Below are 16093 nucleotides of genomic sequence, written 5' to 3' on the forward strand. Positions count from 1 at the left end.
GGTACCTAGCGAAAAAGAGGGATAAGCCTGGAATGACAGAGATCCAGGCGGGCCCGGGGGCAGCCGTCGCGGCTGCCCCCGTATCAGGAGACGTGCCCGCCATCGAACTCGACCACGTGGTCAAGGAGTACGTCTCGCACGGCGAGGTCGTACGGGCGGTCAAGGGCGTGAGCCTCGCCATTGCGGAGGGGGAGTTCTTCTCCCTCCTCGGCCCCTCAGGCTGTGGCAAAACCACCAGCATGCGGATGATCGCCGGGTTCGAGGACCCCACACAGGGGGTCGTCAGGCTCCACGGGGAGGACGTCACGAGCGTCCCGCCGAACAAGCGTGACATCAACATGGTGTTCCAGTCCTACGCGCTGTTCCCGCACATGAACGTCTGGGACAACGTCGCGTTCGGGCTCAAGCGCAAGAAGGTCCCCGACGCGGAGATCAAGCGCCGCGTCGGCGAGATCCTGGAGGTCGTGGACCTGGTCGGCCGCGAGAAGCGCCGGCCGAAGGAGATGTCGGGAGGCCAGCAGCAGCGCGTCGCCCTCGCCCGGGCCCTGGTCAACCGCCCCCGCGCGCTCCTGCTCGACGAGCCGCTCGGCGCGCTCGACCTCAAGCTCCGCCAGGCCATGCAGATCGAGCTCAAGCGCATCCAGCGCGAGGTCGGCATCACGTTCGTCTACGTGACGCACGACCAGAGCGAGGCGCTGACGATGAGCGATCGCATCGCGGTCATGAACGACGGCCTCGTGGAGCAGCTCGCGGAACCGCGCGAGATCTACGAGCGGCCCGCCAGCAAGTTCGTGGCGGGGTTCATCGGCACGTCCAACCTGCTGAGCGGCACCGTCCAGCAGATCACCGGCGACACCGCCGTGCTCGCGCTCGGCGCGAGCGACCGGATCCTCGTCCCCGCCGACGGCGCGCTCGCGGCCGGCGCCTCGGTCGACCTCACGGTCCGGCCCGAGAAGATCAAAATCGCTAAGGACCAGCCGGAAGGCGACCTCAGCGTGGTGCGGGGGACGGTCTCCGAGGTCGTCTACCTCGGCACCTACAACAGCTACGTCGTGAGGCTCGGCGACGGCGCCGAGATCACGGTGTTCGAGCAGAACGCCAACGACAGCACGATCACCGCCGAGCGAGGCGACGCGGTCTGGCTCTCCTGGCAGCCCTGGCACTCCTACGCGCTGCGGTAGATCCCCGCGCCGGCTCCATCCGTCGACATCCCCGCCACGCATCCCCTCGACGCATTCCCGCCACGAATCCCCGAACCCCCTGTACAGCGAACCCGGTACAGCGAACCCGGAGCACGAACTCCTATGAACGACCCATACAGGCAGGACCCCGCCCTCCTCCGCGGCATGACCCAGCGCCGGCTCGGCAGGCGCGACGCCTTCCGGCTCGCGGGCCTGTCGGCCGCCGGGCTCGCTCTGGCGGCCTGCGGCGTGCAGGGCAAGGGCACGGCCAGGCCGTCCTCCTCCGCGCAGGCCCAGTCCGAGGTGGAGAAGTTCTGGTCCGGCAAGACGAAGAACGGCCACGTGGACTTCGCCAACTGGCCGCTCTACATGGACCCCAAGCAGCCCGAGCTCAAGCAGTTCACCCAGCAGACCGGCATCACGGTGAACTACAAAGAGGTCATCCTCGAGATGCCGAGCTGGTTCGCCAAGATCCAGCCGCAGCTCGCCGCCGGGCAGTCGATCGACTACGACCTCATGGTCGTCACCAACGGCCTCCACTTCCAGCGGCTCGTGCAGCTCGGCTACCTGGCGCCGCTCGATCACTCCAAGCTGCCGAACTTCGCGGCCAACGCGGCGCCGGAGTACAAGCAGGAGTCGTTCGACCCCGGCAACGTCTACAGCATCCCGTGGGCCTCCGGCATCACCGGCATCGCGTACAACCCGAAGTACGTCGACACCCCGCCGACCAGCATGGCCGACCTGTGGAACCCCAAGTACAAGGGCAAGGTCGGCATGATGTCCGACTCCCAGGAGATCGCCAACTTCGGCCTGTTCGCGATCGGCGTGGACCCCGACAAGTCCACCGAGGCGGACTGGGAGAAGGCCGCGGCCAAGCTCCAGGAGCAGCGCGACGCCGGCATCGTGCGCAAGTACTACGACCAGGCGTACACCGACCCGCTCGCCAAGGGTGACATCTGGCTCACGATGGCGTGGTCGGGCGACGTCTTCCAGAAGAACGTCTCCGACGGGACGGACCTCAAGTTCGTGGTCCCGCAGGAGGGCGGCACCATCTGGACCGACAACATGACGATCCCGAAGACCGCGACCAACCCGGTCGACGCGATCATGCTGATGGACTTCTTCTACGACGTGAACGTCGCGGCGCACCTCGCGGAGTACATCAACTACGTGACGCCGGTCCCGGCCGCCAAGGACGTCATCGCCGCCGACGCCGCCAAGGCCACGGGCGACGACAAGAAGCTCCTCGAGGAGGTGGCGAGCAGTCCGCTGGTGTTCCCGAGCGAGCAGGACTCCGCCAGGCTCCGCAACTACGTGAACGGCAAGACGCCGGAGGAGCAGAAGAAGTTCGAGTCCATCTTCCAGGCGATCACGACGTCATGAGCAGGCTCAGGGCTGCGCTGACGCCATACCTGCTGCTCTTCCCCGGCACGCTCTGGCTGGCGATCTTCTTCGTCGTCCCGACGGTCGTCATGCTGTCGCTGTCGCTGCAGTCGGGCGATGTCGTCAACGGCTACGCGTTCACCTTCAACTGGCACAGCTACGTCGACGGGATCAGCACCTACCACGACCAGATCGTCAGGTCCCTGGTGTACGGCCTGGTCTCGACGGTGATCCAGATCGTCATCGGGTTCCCCGTGGCGTACTGGATCGCCTTCAAGGGCGGCACCCGCAAGTCGATCTACCTGTTCCTCCTGCTGCTGCCCTTCCTGGTGTCGTTCGTGCTGCGCACCATCTCGTGGCAGTTCTTCCTGTCCGACAACGGCCTGCTGCTCGGGCCGCTGAAGTCGCTGGGCCTGGTGCCGCAGGACTTCCACATCCTCGCCACGAGCGCGGCGGTGATCGGCGGCCTGGCCTACAACTTCCTGCCGTTCATGATCCTGCCGATGTACGTGGCGCTGGAGCGGATCGACCCGCGTGTCCTGGAGGCCGCGCAGGATCTCTACGCCAGCAAGGCGCAGACCTTCCTGCGCGTGGTGCTGCCGCTGTCGCTGCCGGGCGTGTTCGCCGGCGTGCTGATGACGTTCGTCCCGGCCACGTCGGACTACGTCAACGCCTCCGTGCTCGGCGGCACCAGCAACACGATGATCGGCAACGTCATCCAGAACCAGTTCCTGGTCAACCAGGACTATCCGACCGCCTCGGCGCTGTCGTTCACGTTGATGGCCCTGCTGCTCGTGGGCATCTTCGCGTACGCCAAGGCGCTCGGCACCGAGGACGTGCTGGAGGTGGCGGCCCGATGAAGGGTGGCCTGCTGCGAGGCCGCGGCCTGCAGATCTACACCTGGCTGGTGATCGCGTGGCTCGTGCTGCCGATCGCCGTGATGATCCTGTTCGGTTTCAACGACACCCACGGCCGATACAACACGGCCTGGCAGGGCTTCACGTTCAAGTGGTACGGCAAGCTGTTCGAGATCGGCGACCTCACCCAGGCGCTGGTGAACTCGCTGCTCATCGCCGTGCTGACGATGCTGATCGCCGGGGTGCTCGGGTCGCTGATCGGGCTGGCGCTCGGCCGCTACCGCTTCCGCGGCTCCGGGGCGATGAACCTCGTGATGTTCGCGGCGATCTCCTGCGCCGAGATCGTGATGGGCGCGTCGCTGCTGTCGCTTTTCGTCACGCTCGCCGTGCCGCTCGGCTTCTGGACGATCCTGATCTCGCACGTCATGTTCTCGATCTCGTTCGTGGCCGTGACCGTGCGGGCCCGGGTGATGACGCTCGACTCCTCCCTCGAGGAGGCCGCCCGCGACCTCGGTGCGGGACCGTGGACGACGTTCCGGCTGGTCACCCTGCCGATGATCTTCCCGGGCGTGCTGGCCGGCTCGATGCTGGCCTTCGCGCTGTCGATCGACGACTTCGTCATCACCAACTTCAACTCCGGCGGCACCATGACGTTCCCGCTGTGGATCTGGGGCGCCACCCGCGTGGGCCTCCCGCCGCAGGTGAACGTCATGGGGACGCTGATCTTCGCGGCCGGTGTGCTGATCGCCGTGGCCAACGCCCTCCTGGCCCGCCGCCGCGCCAACGCGTGAGGAAGTGAGACCGTGGTTCCGTCGAAGGCGCTCGCCGACGCGGAGCGCAAGCCGTACTGGCTGGATCGGCCGATCGCGCCCGAGCCGCTGCCCCCGCTGACGGGAGACGCCACGGCGGACCTGGCGGTGGTCGGCGGCGGGTTCACCGGCCTGTGGACCGCGCTGATGGCCAAGGAGCGCGACCCCTCGCTCGACGTGGTCCTCCTGGAGGGCCGCGCGGTCGGGTGGGCCGCCTCCGGCCGCAACGGCGGGTTCTGTGCCGCGAGCCTGACCCACGGGCTCGGCAACGGGCAGGACCGCTGGCCGGCGGAGATCGCGACGCTGGAACGGCTCGGCCGGGAGAACCTCGACGAGATCGAGGCGACCCTCGCCCGCCATGGCGTCGACTGCTCCTTCGAACGGACCGGCGAGCTGCGGGTGGCCACCGAGGAGTGGCAGCTCGCCGGGCTGGACGACGAGGTGGGCGGGGCGGCCTCGCTCGGCCTCCGGCTGGAGCGGCTCGACCGCGAGCAGGTGCGGGCCGAGGTGGACTCGCCGACGTACCTCGGCGGCGTGTGGGACCGCGACGGCGTCGCCATGGTCGACCCGGCGCGGCTGGCGTGGGGGCTGCGCGACGTCTGCGTGCGGCTCGGCGTGCGCGTCTTCGAGCACACGCCGGTGCGCTCCCTGCACGACGACGGCGTCGCGCTCGAACTGGAGACGCCGAAGGGGCGGGTCAGGGCCGGGCGGGTGGCGCTCGGCACCGGCGCCTTCCCTCCGCTGCTGCGCCGGCTCAGGCACTTCCTCGTGCCGGTGTACGACTACGCGCTGATGACCGAGCCGGTGCCGGACGCCCTGCTGGCGGAGATCGGCTGGCGGAACCGCCAGGGCATCGGCGACTCGGCCAACCGGTTCCACTACTACCGCCTGACCGACGACAACCGGATCCTGTGGGGCGGCTACGACGCCGTCTATCACAACGGCGGCCTGGTCAGGCAGGAGTACGACCAGCGCGACGCCACATTCGAGAAGCTCGCCACGCACTTCTTCGAGACGTTCCCGCAGCTCCACGGCCTGCGCTTCACGCACAGGTGGGGCGGGGTCATCGACACCTGCAGCCGGTTCAGCGCCTTCTTCGGCACCGCGTACGGCTCACGCCTCGCCTACGCCGCCGGATACACCGGCCTCGGCGTGGGCGCCACCCGCTTCGGGGGCAACGTCATGCTCGACCTGCTGCAGGGCCGGGTGACCGAGCGTACGGACCTGCGCATGGTGCGGCAGAAGCCGGTGCCCTTCCCGCCGGAGCCGGTGCGGTCGGGCGTCATCCAGCTCACCCGCTGGGCCATCGCCCGGGCCGACGAGCACGAGGGCCGCCGCAACGCCTGGCTGCGCACCCTCGACGCCTTCGGCGTCGGCTTCGACTCCTGACGGGGAAGGCCGTCTCGCCGCCCCGGCGGCCGGGTTTCCGTTCACATCAGGTTTGCGGGGCGCTCCGTACGTTTCCCGCATGCGTAGATTCTTGGCGGGAACGACCGTCATCGCCCTGCTCACGGCGGCGTGCGCCGCCGGGCCCGGGCGGCCGGCGCGGACGTCTGGGGCGCCCGCGTGCGACCCCCGGATGGACGCCGCGTTCACGGCCTGGGCCGCCGCCGGGTTCAGCGGGTCGATCGCGATACTCAAAGACGGCGCGTTCGAGTGCCGTGCCGCCTACGGGATGGCCGATGCCGCCGCTCGCCGGCCGAACACGCCCGAAACGGTGTTCAGCATCGGGTCGGTGACCAAGGCGGTCACCGCGGCCGCGATCCTCCGGCTCGCCGACGAGGGGAAACTGTCGCTCGACGACCGGGTGGGGAAGATCCTGCCGCGGCTGCGCGGGCCGGTGGCCGAGGCAAAGGTCAGGCAGCTCCTGCTGCACACCAGCGGGCTCAACGGCACGCACGGAGACGACTACGAACGGCTGTCGCCGGACGAGGCGCTGGCGGCGATCGGCAGGCTGAAGCTCGCCTTCCCGCCGGGGACCGGATACGTCTACTCCAACTCCGGATACACGCTGCTGGCCCTTGTCGTCGAGCACCTGTCGGGCCGGGGTTACCGCGGCTACCTGGGCTCGGCCGTCCTGCGGCTCCCTGGAGGGCGGGTGGCGGGCGGGTTCTGGGACGGGCGTCCGGCCGCGCCCGGCCCGAGAGCGGTCGGATACCTGGACGACGGGAGGCCGGGACACCAGGGCGGCTTCTCCGGGCCGTACTGGGGGCTGGAAGGCAACGGCGGGCTGGCGATGAGCACCCCGGACCTGGCGTCGTGGACGCACGCGCTGTTCACCGGCCAGGTGGTCACGCCCGCGTCGGCCGCGCTCGCCGCCCGCCCGGGGTGGCCGCTCGGGGACGGAAGGTCGGAGACGCCCGGCTGGGTCGCCTACGACCCGTCGCTGTACGGCGAGCGGTTCCTGAGCGCCGCCGGCGGCGGCGGGGACGTCGGCCACAACACGGTCGTCGCCTGGGTCCCGGCCCAGCGGCGCGCCGTCGCCGTCGCGTCGAACACAGCGTCGAACACAGCGTCGAACACAGCGGGGATCACGGCCGAGGCGCTGCTGAAGGCGGTCGGGCCGGCGCTGCTGGCCGGCCGTCCGCTGCCCAGACCTCCGGCCGCCGCCCGCGGTGGCGACCTCGGCGCTATCGTCGGGACATATCGGCTCGACGGGGGAGGCAGGTTCCAGGTGGCCGCCGAAGGCGGGAAACTGACCGTTTCCGCGGCCGGAGCCGACGCGGTCCGCGCGCTGACGTCACCCGGCGAGGGCGGCACCGAGTCGGGCAGCACAGGGGCGGCGCTGCGCGCGCACGAACAGCGGGTGCTGGCGCTGCTGAACGGACAGACCCAGGAGGGCCGCAGGGAACGGGCCTCCCTCGAAAAAGCCTTCGGCGCGGTTTCGGGCCTCTCCCTGGCCGGCACGATCACCCAGGGGGCCGACACCCGCACCTACATCGTGCTCACCACCGGCAAGGGGCCGGTCCTGGGCTGGTACGCGGTCAACGACCAGGGCGGGGTGCAGGCCGCCGAGGTTCCGGCGAAGCCGCCGGCGCTGACGTTCGTGCCGTCGGGAGCCGGGCGGTTCCGCCCTGACGACCCCACCGGTGCGGGCCCGCACGTGGAGATCGCGTTCGAGGGCCGCCGGATGACCCTCACCGGCGCACGGGGCGCCGCCGTCGCCGAGCGGTCCGGCTGACCCGGCCATGCGCGTTCTCCTCGTCGAAGACGACCCCGAGTTGTCGGAACTGGTCGCGCTCGGCCTGCGCAACGAGTCCTACGCGGTGGACGTTGCGGCGACGTACAGGGAGGCCGAGGAGTCGCTGCGGGTCACCGCCTACGACGTGGCCTGCCTCGACCTCGGCCTGCCCGACGGCGACGGCCTGGACCTGCTGCGCCGGCTCGCCGGCGACCCCGGCCTGCGTCGTCCCCGGCGGACCCTCGTGATCACCGCCAGGGACGCGGTCGGCGACCGCGTCGCCGGGCTGGACGCCGGGGCCGACGACTACCTGGTCAAGCCGTTCCACTTCGCCGAACTGATGGCCCGGCTGCGGGCGCTGGGCCGCCGCGGCGACCAGTACGGTCCCCTGTTGCGGGTGGGCGACCTGGAGCTCGACCAGGCCGCCCACCGGGCCCGGCGCGCGGGGGCCGAGCTGGAGCTGACGTCACGCGAGTTCGCCCTGTTGCGCTACTTCATGCACCACCCCGGGCGGGTGCTGTCGGCGGAGGACCTGCTGGAGCACGTATGGGACGCCAACGCGAACCCGTTCACCGCGTCGGTGCGGGTGATTCTCAGCCGGTTGCGCAGGAAGCTCGGCGATCCGCCTGTCATCACCACCGTCACCGCCGCCGGCTACCGCCTGGAGGGGGAGTGAGGCGGCACTGGCGCTCGCTGCGTGTCCGGCTGGCCGTGCTCGCCTTCCTGGGGTTCTATGTCCCTCCGCTGCTGTTGTTCGGCGTGGTCCTGGTGACCGACACCGAGACGACCGCGCAGGTGCTCGACGGGGCCGAGCAGGTGCGCAGCGCCTCGGCGCACCGCTCCCCGTGGATCTCCTGGACTCTCCTGGCGCTCGCCCCGGCCGCGGCCTCGGCGGCCTGGTGGTGGGCGGGCCGGGCTGTAGCTCCGATCAACCGGGTGCGGAAGGTCGCCCAGGACATCGGCGGCACCGATCTGAGCCGCCGGATCGGGCTCGATCACGGGCCGCCGGAGGTGCTGGCGCTGGCCGCGGAATTCGACGCGATGCTGGACCGGCTGGCGCTGGCCGCGGCGACCCAGCGGCGGCTGCTGGAGGAGACGAGCCATGAGCTGCGCAGCCCGCTGACCGTGCTGATGACCAACGCCGAGGTCCTGCTCGCCCATCCCCGGCCCAGTCTGGAGGTCTACCGCGACGGGCTGCTCCGCTCGCGGAGCGTCGCCACGCGGCTGCGGTCGATCATCGACGACCTGCTGACCGAGGCCCGCGGACGCGCCCGTACGCTCGACCGCCGCCCGGCCGACCTCATGGAGGTGGCGCGTGGCGTGCTCCGGCACGCCGAGATCCTGGCCGCGGGCAGGCTGATGACGCTGTCCCTGGAGGGCCCGCGGGAGGCCGTGTGCGGAGTCGACGAGGCCACGGTGACCCGCGCCGTCGCCAACCTCGTCGACAACGCCGTCCGCTACGGCCCCGAGGGCACGCCCGTGAGCGTGGAGGTCGGCCTCACACCGGAGCTGGCCGTGGTCACGGTCACCGACCGGGGGACGGGCATTCCCGAGGAGGAACGGGAGCGGGTGTTCGAGCGGTTCTGGCGCGGCCACCGCGACGTGCCGGGCACTGGTCTCGGCCTGCCCATCGCCCGGCAGATCGCCCGGGCCCACGGCGGCGACCTCACCGTCACGTCCGGGACTCCCGCCGCTCCGGGCTGCGCCTTCCGGCTCACCCTGCGGCGCACTCGCGTGGACGCCGGCGGATGAGGCGGCCCGTGCGATCGCGGCCCGGTCCGCGCGCCGCGGTCAGGCGGTGAGCCAGCGAAGGGGGTTGTCGTTGGTGATGAGACGCAGGGTGTCGGCGTCCACGCCGGCCTCCCGCAGGGCGGGGAGGACCGTGGAGAACAGCCGGCCGTAGCCCTGCCCGCCGTAGCCGGACAGGTGCTCCCGCAGCCGTACGCCGCTGCTGAGCAGGACGCGCTCGGCGTGCCCGCCGTCGAGGAGGGTGAGGACGTCCTCGGCGTCGTCCACGCTCACGTACGCGCCGGTCTCGGCGATCTTGCGCTGGACCAGCGGGTCGCCCGCGCGGGCGGCCAGACGCCGGGCGGGGACGTTCTGCGAGAGCAGGAGTTCCAGCACTTCCAGGCCGCCCGCCGCCACGGGCAGGTCGGTGCGCAGCGAGGCGCGGGCGGCGGCGGTGACGGCCCGTTCCTCGGCGGGAGTGGGCGTCTCGTCCCACGCGGCGGCGACGATGACGCCCGGCCGCGCACCCGTCCCGTCGAGTCCGGCGCCGATCTCGTGCAGCAGGTCGGCGGTCAGGTCCTCCACGCCATAGCGGGTGACGGCCTCACCCGCGAACGGCTGCGCGGCGAAGCCGGTGGCGGCCACGATGAGGACCCGCGCGGCCATCGAGATCCGGGCGAGCGCCGCGGGGTCACGGGCCATCCCGATGCAGCTGTGCTCCACGACGAGCCCCAGCGCCTGCTCCCTGCCGAGGTGCTTGACCTCGGCCAGCACATATCGCTCCTCGTCCAGCCACCGATGGGGATCGGAGTCCACGCCGATCCCCCAGCGGGTGTCGGTGCGCAGGTGCTCGTACGGCAGCACGGGCCCGTCGATCTCGGAGACGGGGACGGCGCCCGTGACAGTCTGGATACGGGGAAAATATGCGCCGGACATGAACGGACATTAACCGATTTTTTGCCGAAAGAGCTCGCGAATCACATGATTCTTAACGTACGGCGGACCGGGCGGGGTCAGCTCATCGTCTTGCCGCCGTTGACCGCGAGCCGCTGCCCGGTGACGAACCGGGCGCCGGGGGAGGCGAGGAACGCCACCGTCTCTGCCACGTCCATCGGCACGCCCATGTGCCCCAGCGGGACGTCGCGCAGGTAGCCGGTGTAGTCCTCCGGGGGGACGTCCGCGTGCCGCTCCACCGGGATCCAGCCGGGCTCGACGGTGTTCACCGTGATCCCGTACGGCCCCAGCTCCCGGGCCCACGACCGGGTGAGCCCGTGCATCGCGGCCTTGGCGGCGACGTAGTGCCCGAACTCCGGGTTGCCGAGGTCGGCGACCTCGCTGCCCACGTTGACGATCCGGCCGGAACGGGCCTCGCGCATGCCGGGCAGCACGGCCTGCAGGATCAGCAGCGGGGCCTTGACGAAGAAGCGGAGCTGGCCGAGGTGGTCCTCCCAGGTCTGCTTCTCCACCGGCATCAGCGGCTGTGGGCCGGTGGCGTTGTTGACGACCACGCCGACCTGCCCGAGCGCGGCCACTCCCTCCCGTACGGACTCCTCGTCCGTGACGTCGAACCGGGCCAGGCCGGCCGAGCCGCCTGCGGCGGTGATGCGGTCGACGACGGCGGAGGCCCCGGCCGTGTCGTTGGCGTAGTTGACGGCGACGTGCCAGCCGTCCGCGGCGAGCCGTTCGGCGATGACGGCGCCCAGACCTCGTGAGGCGCCGGTGACCAGTGCGGTACCCATGACATGCGTGCCTATCACAGATCGCGTAGGGCAGGATGGGGCGCATGGATGAGATCGCCGCTCTGGTGGACCGGGCCGAGATCGTGGACGTCGTCACGGCCGTCTTCGACACCGTGGACGCCAAGAACTGGCCGGTGTGCCGGGAGCTGTTCGACGACGAGGTGGACGCCGACTTCACCAGCCTCAACGGCGGGGAACCGGCCAGGATCAGCGCCGACGCCCTCGTGGACGGGTGGCGCACCGGCCTGCACGCCCGCAAGCAGAGCTTCCACACCGTGAGCAACTTCGCCGTGACGGTGGACGGCGCCGAGGCGCACGTGACCACCAAGGGCTACTCCTACAACCTGCTCGACGCGGCGCTCGGCGGCGGCATGTTCGAGGTGTGGGGCGTCTACCGGCTCCGGCTCGTACGGCAGGCCGAGGGGTGGAAGGTGACGGCCTTCGCGTTCGACGCCCGGCACACCCGCGGCGACGAGGCGGTGCGCACGCACCGGCTGGACAGCTAACGGGTGATCGCCGGGACCTCGGTGTGCAGTCGCCGCAGGACCCGGCGGAACGCCCAGATGGACGCCACGAAGGCCAGCCCGGTGACGACGGCGACGGCGGCGGTGCGGATGATCAGGTAGTCGCCGATCGACTCGTGCAGCAGCAGCCAGATGCTCATGGCCGAGTTGGCCAGGAGGACGAACGCCCACAGCAGGGTGATCCGGGCGAAGAAGGTGCGGACGCGCTCGTGCCGCAGCACGAACGACGGCAGGTGGATGTAGTCGAGTGTGAGCCGCTGGACCAGCGGGCGGCGCATCCGCACCGACGCCAGGAGCACCATGCTGATGCAGATCGTGCCGAGCTCCGGCTGGATGAAGTAGAGGACGGGGCTGCCGGTCCACAACCCGATCACGGTGCGGAAGGTGATCGCGATCGTCGCCATGATCATCGTCCCCGGCACCGGCTGACGCCGGATGATGCGCCACAGGACGCCCAGGTAGACCCACGACACCGCGGCCATCAGCGCGCCGCGCAGGCCGAGCACCGCGAGGGCCGCGTAGAAGACCACGAGGGGGGCCACCACGCCTTCGAGGAGCCTGGGCACCGCCTGCTTGATCAGCGCGGTGAGCCGTGGCAAGGCGAAGGGTGTGTGATTCATGGCGACTCCAACGGGCCGGTGGGGGAGACCGACGCTGTAGTTGGGCAACGCGCCTACCCGGACATAGTGGGTGGAAACCCCCGGGCTGGGCGGCATCGTCGGTGGCTTACCGTACCTGACCGTCACGCCCGCGGGGGCCGAATGCGCGAACCGCCCCCGCGCCTCATAACGGTACGGCATACCTCTCGCAGGCGTCCCGGCGGATGGGAAACCCCTGGTCAGCGCTTTACCGGAGGCTGCTGAGCGCTTTACCCGGAGGGCGGTGGACGCGGGTTACGTTGAGGCATGGACTCGGGTTTCGGCTACTTCGCAACGGATGATGCGGTTCGTCCTGATGTCTTGGCCCGGCTCGTCGAGCGGCGCGGCCACACGGCCCTGCTGTTCACCGAGCACACGCACATCCCGGTGCCGCCCGCCGGCCAGACGCCGAAGGACGAGTGGGGAGGCGAACTGCCCCGGCGCTACTGGCACAGCTACGACCCGTTCGTCGCCTCCATGGCCGCGGGCGCGGCGACGACCCGGCTGCGTGTGGGCACGGGCATCTGCCTGGTCCCCGAGCACGAGCCCCTCGGCCTGGCGAAGACGGTGGCGAGCGTGGACAACCTGACCGGCGGGCGGTTCGAGTTCGGCATCGGCGCCGGATGGAACCGCGAGGAACTGCGCCACCACGGTGTCGACCCGGCCCGCCGCTTCGCCGTGATGCGGGAGCACGTGCGGGCGATGCAGGAGATCTGGACCCATGACGAGGCCGAGTTCCACGGCGACTTCGTGTCCTTCGGCCCGGTCTGGTCGTGGCCCAAACCGGCGCAGAAGCCCTACCCGCCGGTCCTGGTGGGCGGCGCCGGGCCGCGTGTCTTCGACCGCGTGCTCTCCTACGGGGACGGGTGGCTCCCCAACTACGGCCCCGGAATCCTGGAGCGCGTCCCCGAACTGTTCCGGCGGGCCGAGGAGGCCGGCAGGGACGTCGAGGTCGTGATGCTGTCCGCACCGGCCGACCCCGGCGCCCTGGAGCAGTGCGAGAAGGCCGGGGTCGTCCGGGTCATGGCCTGGCTGCCGTCGGCCGGCTGGGACCGGATCCAGCGGGCGATGGACGCCTTCGAGAACGCCCTCGCCGACATGCGCGGCGAATGAGCACGGCCGACGACGCGGGAAGCGTCAGGTCAGCGTCGCGGTCGCCAGCTTGGCGCCGAAGCCGAGGAAGAGCGCGCCGACCCCCGAGGTGAGCCCGGCGGCCAGCTTGCGGCGGCGCCGGAAGTGGGTCGCGAGCAGCGTGCCGCCGAAGATGAGCGTGCTCAGGTAGGTCACGCTGAAGACCTGCACGATCAGCGCCAGGATCAGGAACGACAGCGCGGGCGCGCCGTACGACGGGTCCACGAACTGCACGAAGAACGCCACGAAGAACAAGATGGCCTTGGGGTTGAGCAGACTGATCGTGAACGCCTTACGGAACGGGTTGCCCACCGGCGCCGGGGCGGCCGGCCCGGAGGCCTGTGCCGCACCCATGGCCTGGGCCGTCTCCGAGGCCTGTGCGGCATCGGTGACCTGTGCCGTCTCCGTGACCTGGGCCGCCTCCGTCATCGGGGAGGCCGCGGTCCCGTCGCGGGAGGCGCGCAGGGAGCGCCACGCGCCGCGGAGCATGCCGAAGCCGATCCACGCCAGATAGATCGCGCCCGAGTACTTCACGATCGAGAACAGGACGGGCGTCGACTTCAGTAGCGACGCCACCCCCGCGGCCGACAGGAACATGAGGACCGAGTCGCCGGCGAAGACCCCGGCCGCCGCCCGGTAGCCCTGCCGCACGCCGCGCTGCGCCGCGGTGGACAGCACGAACAGCGAGTTCGGCCCGGGCAGCAGGATGATCAGGAACGATCCTGCGATGTAGGTCCAGATATTGGTGATCCCGAAGAACATGCTCGCTCCCGTCACGAAATCGCATGTCCTGTTATAGCCCTATCCAGGCGCCGGTCACAGTCAGTAGATTCCTATTGACTTGGTAGGGAACTCGGGAGAATCCTGGGGTGCATGACGTTGTGGAAGCCTGACCCCACGTTCTATCCCTCGCCCAGGGACGCCGCCGAGGCGCCGCCGGAGAAGCTGGCCTACGTCGCCGCCTTCGACCGGTCGGCTCAGCGGCCCGACGCGCTCGCCGTGCTCGACACCGACCCCGGCTCCCCGTCGTACGGGACCGTGGTCGGCTGGACCGACCTGCCGTACACGGGGGACGAGCTGCACCACTTCGGCTGGAACGCGTGCAGCAGCGCGCTGTGCCCGTACGCGCCGCACCCCCACGTCGAGCGGCGCTACCTCATCGTCCCCGGCCTGCGGTCGTCGCGGATCTACGTCTACGACACCAAGGACCGGGTCAGCCCGGTGCTCGTGAAGGTCATCGAGGCCGAGGAGCTGGGCAAGCGGGCCGGCTACTCCCGCCCGCACACCGTGCACTGCGGTCCCGAGGGCCTGTACGTCAGCGCGCTCGGCGGCTACGGCGACGACGGGCCCGGCGGCATCGCGATCCTCGACCACAACTCCTTCGAGGTCCTGGGCCGGTGGGAGGTGGACCGCGGCCCGCAGTACCTCGCGTACGACTTCTGGTGGCACATCAACCACGACGTGATGATCACGTCCGAGTGGGGCACGCCTTCCATGATCGAGAACGGGGTGGTCGGCGAGCTGCTGCTCGGCCGCAAGTACGGTCACAAGATTCACTTCTGGGACCTGCGCAAGCGCAGGCACGTCCAGGAGGTGGACCTCGGCGACCAGCACCAGATGACGCTGGAGCTGCGCCCCGCGCACGACCCGACCAAGACGTACGGCTTCGCCGGGGTCGTCGTCAGCGTCGAGGACCTGTCGGCCTCCGTGTGGGTGTGGCACAGAGATGTCAGGCACGGGGACGGCTCCCGCTGGGCGGCCCAGAAGGTGATCACCATCCCGGCCGAGCCCGCCTCGCCGGACGACCTGCCCGACGTGCTCAAGCCGTTCGGCGCGGTGCCGCCGCTGGTGACCGACATCGACCTGTCGGTGGACGATCAGCGCCTGTACGTGTCGTGCTGGGGCACCGGAGAGCTCAAGCAGTTTGACGTGTCCGACCCGTTCAAACCGGTCGAGATCGGCTCGGTCCGTCTCGGCGGCATCGTGCGGCGGCAGGCGCACCCGGCCGCGCCGGACGAGCGGCTCTCCGGCGGCCCGCAGATGGTCGAGGTGAGCCGCGACGGCCGCCGGATCTACGTCACCAACTCGCTGTACGGCGCCTGGGACGACCAGTTCTACCCCGACGGCGTGGGCGCCTGGATGGCGAAGATCGACGCCGAGCCGTTCACGCTGGACGAGGGGTTCTTCCCGCACGGCGACGACTTCCGCGGCCTGCGCCCGCACCAGGTCCGGCTGCAGGGCGGCGACGCGTCCTCCGACTCCTACTGCTACCCGTGACACTGACCGCGGTGATCCTGCTCGGCGCCTTCCACGGGATCAACCCCGCGATGGGCTGGCTGTTCGCCGTCGCCCGTGGGTTGCAGGAGCGCAGCCGCGACCTGCTGCTGCAGTCCCTGCCGGTCATCGCGCTGGGCCACCTCGCGTCGGTGGCCCTCGTGGTGCTCGCCGTGTCGGCGACCGGGTCGATCGTGACGGCCACGGCCCTCTCGATCGGGGCGGGCGTCGTGCTCGTCGGGTTCGGCCTGTGGCACCTGCTCTCCCGGCGGCACTTCCGCTGGGTGGGCATGCGGCTGTCGCTGCCGCAACTGGCCGCCTGGTCGTTCCTGATGTCGTCGGTGCACGGCGCGGGCCTGATGCTGCTGCCCGTGCTGACCCGCATGCCGGCGAGCCACCACGGGCACGCCCTGTCGGGCGGCATGCTCGTCGCCGGGGTGCACACGCTCGCGATGTTCCTCACGGCGACCGTCGTCGCCGTCGTGGTGTACGAGTTCCTCGGCGTCGCCGTCCTGCGCCGGGCCTGGTTCAACCTCGACAGGATGTGGGCGTTCGCCCTGGTGGGAGCCGGCGTCGTCACCCTCGTGGGCGCCGTCTGAGCGACCGCGCGACGGCCGGGCGACGCGGGCCGCCCGGTGGCTGGCAGGA

At 70.7% G+C, this 16093-nt stretch carries 16 protein-coding genes; 12 read left to right on the top strand and 4 right to left on the bottom strand.

The annotated features are described in order from the left end of the window. Positions 1-32 precede the first annotated feature (32 nt). From BXA11_RS14480 to BXA11_RS14515, 8 genes are all read left to right on the top strand, one after another. Positions 33-1181: an ABC transporter ATP-binding protein gene (locus BXA11_RS14480; RefSeq protein ID WP_076434930.1), complete on the top strand. Its 1149-nt coding sequence runs from the start codon at positions 33-35 to the stop codon at positions 1179-1181. Positions 1182-1304: 123 nt separating this feature from the next. Next, a complete protein-coding gene (locus BXA11_RS14485; protein ID WP_076434931.1) occupies positions 1305-2564 on the top strand; it encodes a polyamine ABC transporter substrate-binding protein in 1260 nt (419 codons plus the stop codon). Next, the gene (locus tag BXA11_RS14490) at positions 2561-3424 is read left to right on the top strand and encodes an ABC transporter permease (protein WP_076434932.1); all 864 of its coding nucleotides are present in this window, start codon (positions 2561-2563) and stop codon (positions 3422-3424) included. The genes BXA11_RS14485 and BXA11_RS14490 overlap by 4 nt, the downstream gene beginning before the upstream one ends. Continuing rightward, positions 3421-4212 (top strand): ABC transporter permease, encoded by a 792-nt coding sequence (locus BXA11_RS14495; protein ID WP_076434933.1) that lies wholly within the window; start codon positions 3421-3423, stop codon positions 4210-4212. Before BXA11_RS14490 ends, BXA11_RS14495 begins: the two co-directional genes overlap by 4 nt. 12 nt (positions 4213-4224) lie before the next feature. Next, positions 4225-5619 carry an NAD(P)/FAD-dependent oxidoreductase gene (locus tag BXA11_RS14500; protein ID WP_030511693.1) on the top strand — a complete coding sequence of 465 codons (1395 nt, stop codon included), beginning with the start codon at positions 4225-4227 and terminating at the stop codon, positions 5617-5619. 79 nt (positions 5620-5698) lie between these two features. Then, positions 5699-7411, top strand: coding sequence for a serine hydrolase domain-containing protein (locus BXA11_RS14505; protein WP_083744230.1), 1713 nt, complete (start codon positions 5699-5701; stop codon positions 7409-7411). A 7-nt stretch (positions 7412-7418) separates the two neighbouring features. Then, the gene (locus BXA11_RS14510; RefSeq protein ID WP_076434935.1) at positions 7419-8087 is read left to right on the top strand and encodes a response regulator transcription factor; all 669 of its coding nucleotides are present in this window, start codon (positions 7419-7421) and stop codon (positions 8085-8087) included. Beyond that, a complete protein-coding gene (locus BXA11_RS14515) occupies positions 8084-9163 on the top strand; it encodes a HAMP domain-containing sensor histidine kinase (protein ID WP_076434936.1) in 1080 nt (359 codons plus the stop codon). The genes BXA11_RS14510 and BXA11_RS14515 overlap by 4 nt, the downstream gene beginning before the upstream one ends. Before the next feature lie 39 nt (positions 9164-9202). Here the strand turns inward: BXA11_RS14515 and BXA11_RS14520 are convergent, their stop codons facing one another. Both BXA11_RS14520 and BXA11_RS14525 read right to left on the bottom strand, forming a co-directional pair. Further along, positions 9203-10075 carry a phosphotriesterase family protein gene (locus BXA11_RS14520; protein ID WP_076434937.1) on the bottom strand — a complete coding sequence of 291 codons (873 nt, stop codon included), beginning with the start codon at positions 10073-10075 and terminating at the stop codon, positions 9203-9205. Positions 10076-10152: 77 nt separating this feature from the next. Then, positions 10153-10878, bottom strand: coding sequence for an SDR family oxidoreductase (locus BXA11_RS14525; protein ID WP_076434938.1), 726 nt, complete (start codon positions 10876-10878; stop codon positions 10153-10155). 44 nt (positions 10879-10922) lie between these two features. On the opposite strand from BXA11_RS14525, the gene BXA11_RS14530 reads away from it, so the two are divergent. Further along, on the top strand, positions 10923-11384 hold the full coding sequence (locus BXA11_RS14530; protein WP_051762595.1) for a nuclear transport factor 2 family protein: 462 nt from the start codon (positions 10923-10925) through the stop codon (positions 11382-11384). On the opposite strand, the gene BXA11_RS14535 is transcribed toward BXA11_RS14530, so the two are convergent. Continuing rightward, positions 11381-12022: a VC0807 family protein gene (locus BXA11_RS14535; RefSeq protein WP_030511687.1), complete on the bottom strand. Its 642-nt coding sequence runs from the start codon at positions 12020-12022 to the stop codon at positions 11381-11383. The genes BXA11_RS14530 and BXA11_RS14535 overlap by 4 nt on opposite strands. A gap of 339 nt (positions 12023-12361) precedes the next feature. On the opposite strand from BXA11_RS14535, the gene BXA11_RS14540 reads away from it, so the two are divergent. After that, positions 12362-13153 carry an LLM class F420-dependent oxidoreductase gene (locus BXA11_RS14540; protein WP_239105258.1) on the top strand — a complete coding sequence of 264 codons (792 nt, stop codon included), beginning with the start codon at positions 12362-12364 and terminating at the stop codon, positions 13151-13153. 24 nt (positions 13154-13177) lie between these two features. On the opposite strand, the gene leuE is transcribed toward BXA11_RS14540, so the two are convergent. Beyond that, on the bottom strand, positions 13178-13933 hold the full coding sequence (gene leuE, locus BXA11_RS14545) for a leucine efflux protein LeuE (RefSeq protein WP_076434940.1): 756 nt from the start codon (positions 13931-13933) through the stop codon (positions 13178-13180). Positions 13934-14044: 111 nt separating this feature from the next. Here leuE and BXA11_RS14550 point away from each other — a divergent pair, with 111 nt between their 5' ends. After that, positions 14045-15448: a selenium-binding protein SBP56-related protein gene (locus tag BXA11_RS14550; RefSeq protein WP_076434941.1), complete on the top strand. Its 1404-nt coding sequence runs from the start codon at positions 14045-14047 to the stop codon at positions 15446-15448. After that, positions 15445-16044 (top strand): hypothetical protein, encoded by a 600-nt coding sequence (locus tag BXA11_RS14555; RefSeq protein WP_076434942.1) that lies wholly within the window; start codon positions 15445-15447, stop codon positions 16042-16044. Before BXA11_RS14550 ends, BXA11_RS14555 begins: the two co-directional genes overlap by 4 nt. Positions 16045-16093 lie beyond the last annotated feature (49 nt).

The sequence above is a fragment of the Microbispora rosea genome (assembly GCF_900156315.1).
In the GTDB taxonomy this organism is placed as follows: domain Bacteria; phylum Actinomycetota; class Actinomycetes; order Streptosporangiales; family Streptosporangiaceae; genus Microbispora; species Microbispora rosea.

Bases quoted from the DNA above. Each gene is read 5' to 3' on its own strand.
- BXA11_RS14485 (WP_076434931.1), top strand. From the start codon at position 1,305: ATGAACGACCCATACAGGCAGGACCCCGCCCTCCTCCGCGGCATGACC.
- leuE (WP_076434940.1), bottom strand. From the start codon at position 13,933: ATGTTCTTCGGGATCACCAATATCTGGACCTACATCGCAGGATCGTTC.
- BXA11_RS14525 (WP_076434938.1), bottom strand. From the start codon at position 10,878: ATGGGTACCGCACTGGTCACCGGCGCCTCACGAGGTCTGGGCGCCGTC.
- BXA11_RS14510 (WP_076434935.1), top strand. From the start codon at position 7,419: ATGCGCGTTCTCCTCGTCGAAGACGACCCCGAGTTGTCGGAACTGGTC.
- BXA11_RS14490 (WP_076434932.1), top strand. From the start codon at position 2,561: ATGAGCAGGCTCAGGGCTGCGCTGACGCCATACCTGCTGCTCTTCCCC.
- BXA11_RS14520 (WP_076434937.1), bottom strand. From the start codon at position 10,075: ATGTCCGGCGCATATTTTCCCCGTATCCAGACTGTCACGGGCGCCGTC.
- BXA11_RS14495 (WP_076434933.1), top strand. From the start codon at position 3,421: ATGAAGGGTGGCCTGCTGCGAGGCCGCGGCCTGCAGATCTACACCTGG.
- BXA11_RS14550 (WP_076434941.1), top strand. From the start codon at position 14,045: ATGACGTTGTGGAAGCCTGACCCCACGTTCTATCCCTCGCCCAGGGAC.
- BXA11_RS14480 (WP_076434930.1), top strand. From the start codon at position 33: ATGACAGAGATCCAGGCGGGCCCGGGGGCAGCCGTCGCGGCTGCCCCC.
- BXA11_RS14530 (WP_051762595.1), top strand. From the start codon at position 10,923: ATGGATGAGATCGCCGCTCTGGTGGACCGGGCCGAGATCGTGGACGTC.
- BXA11_RS14535 (WP_030511687.1), bottom strand. From the start codon at position 12,022: ATGAATCACACACCCTTCGCCTTGCCACGGCTCACCGCGCTGATCAAG.
- BXA11_RS14505 (WP_083744230.1), top strand. From the start codon at position 5,699: ATGCGTAGATTCTTGGCGGGAACGACCGTCATCGCCCTGCTCACGGCG.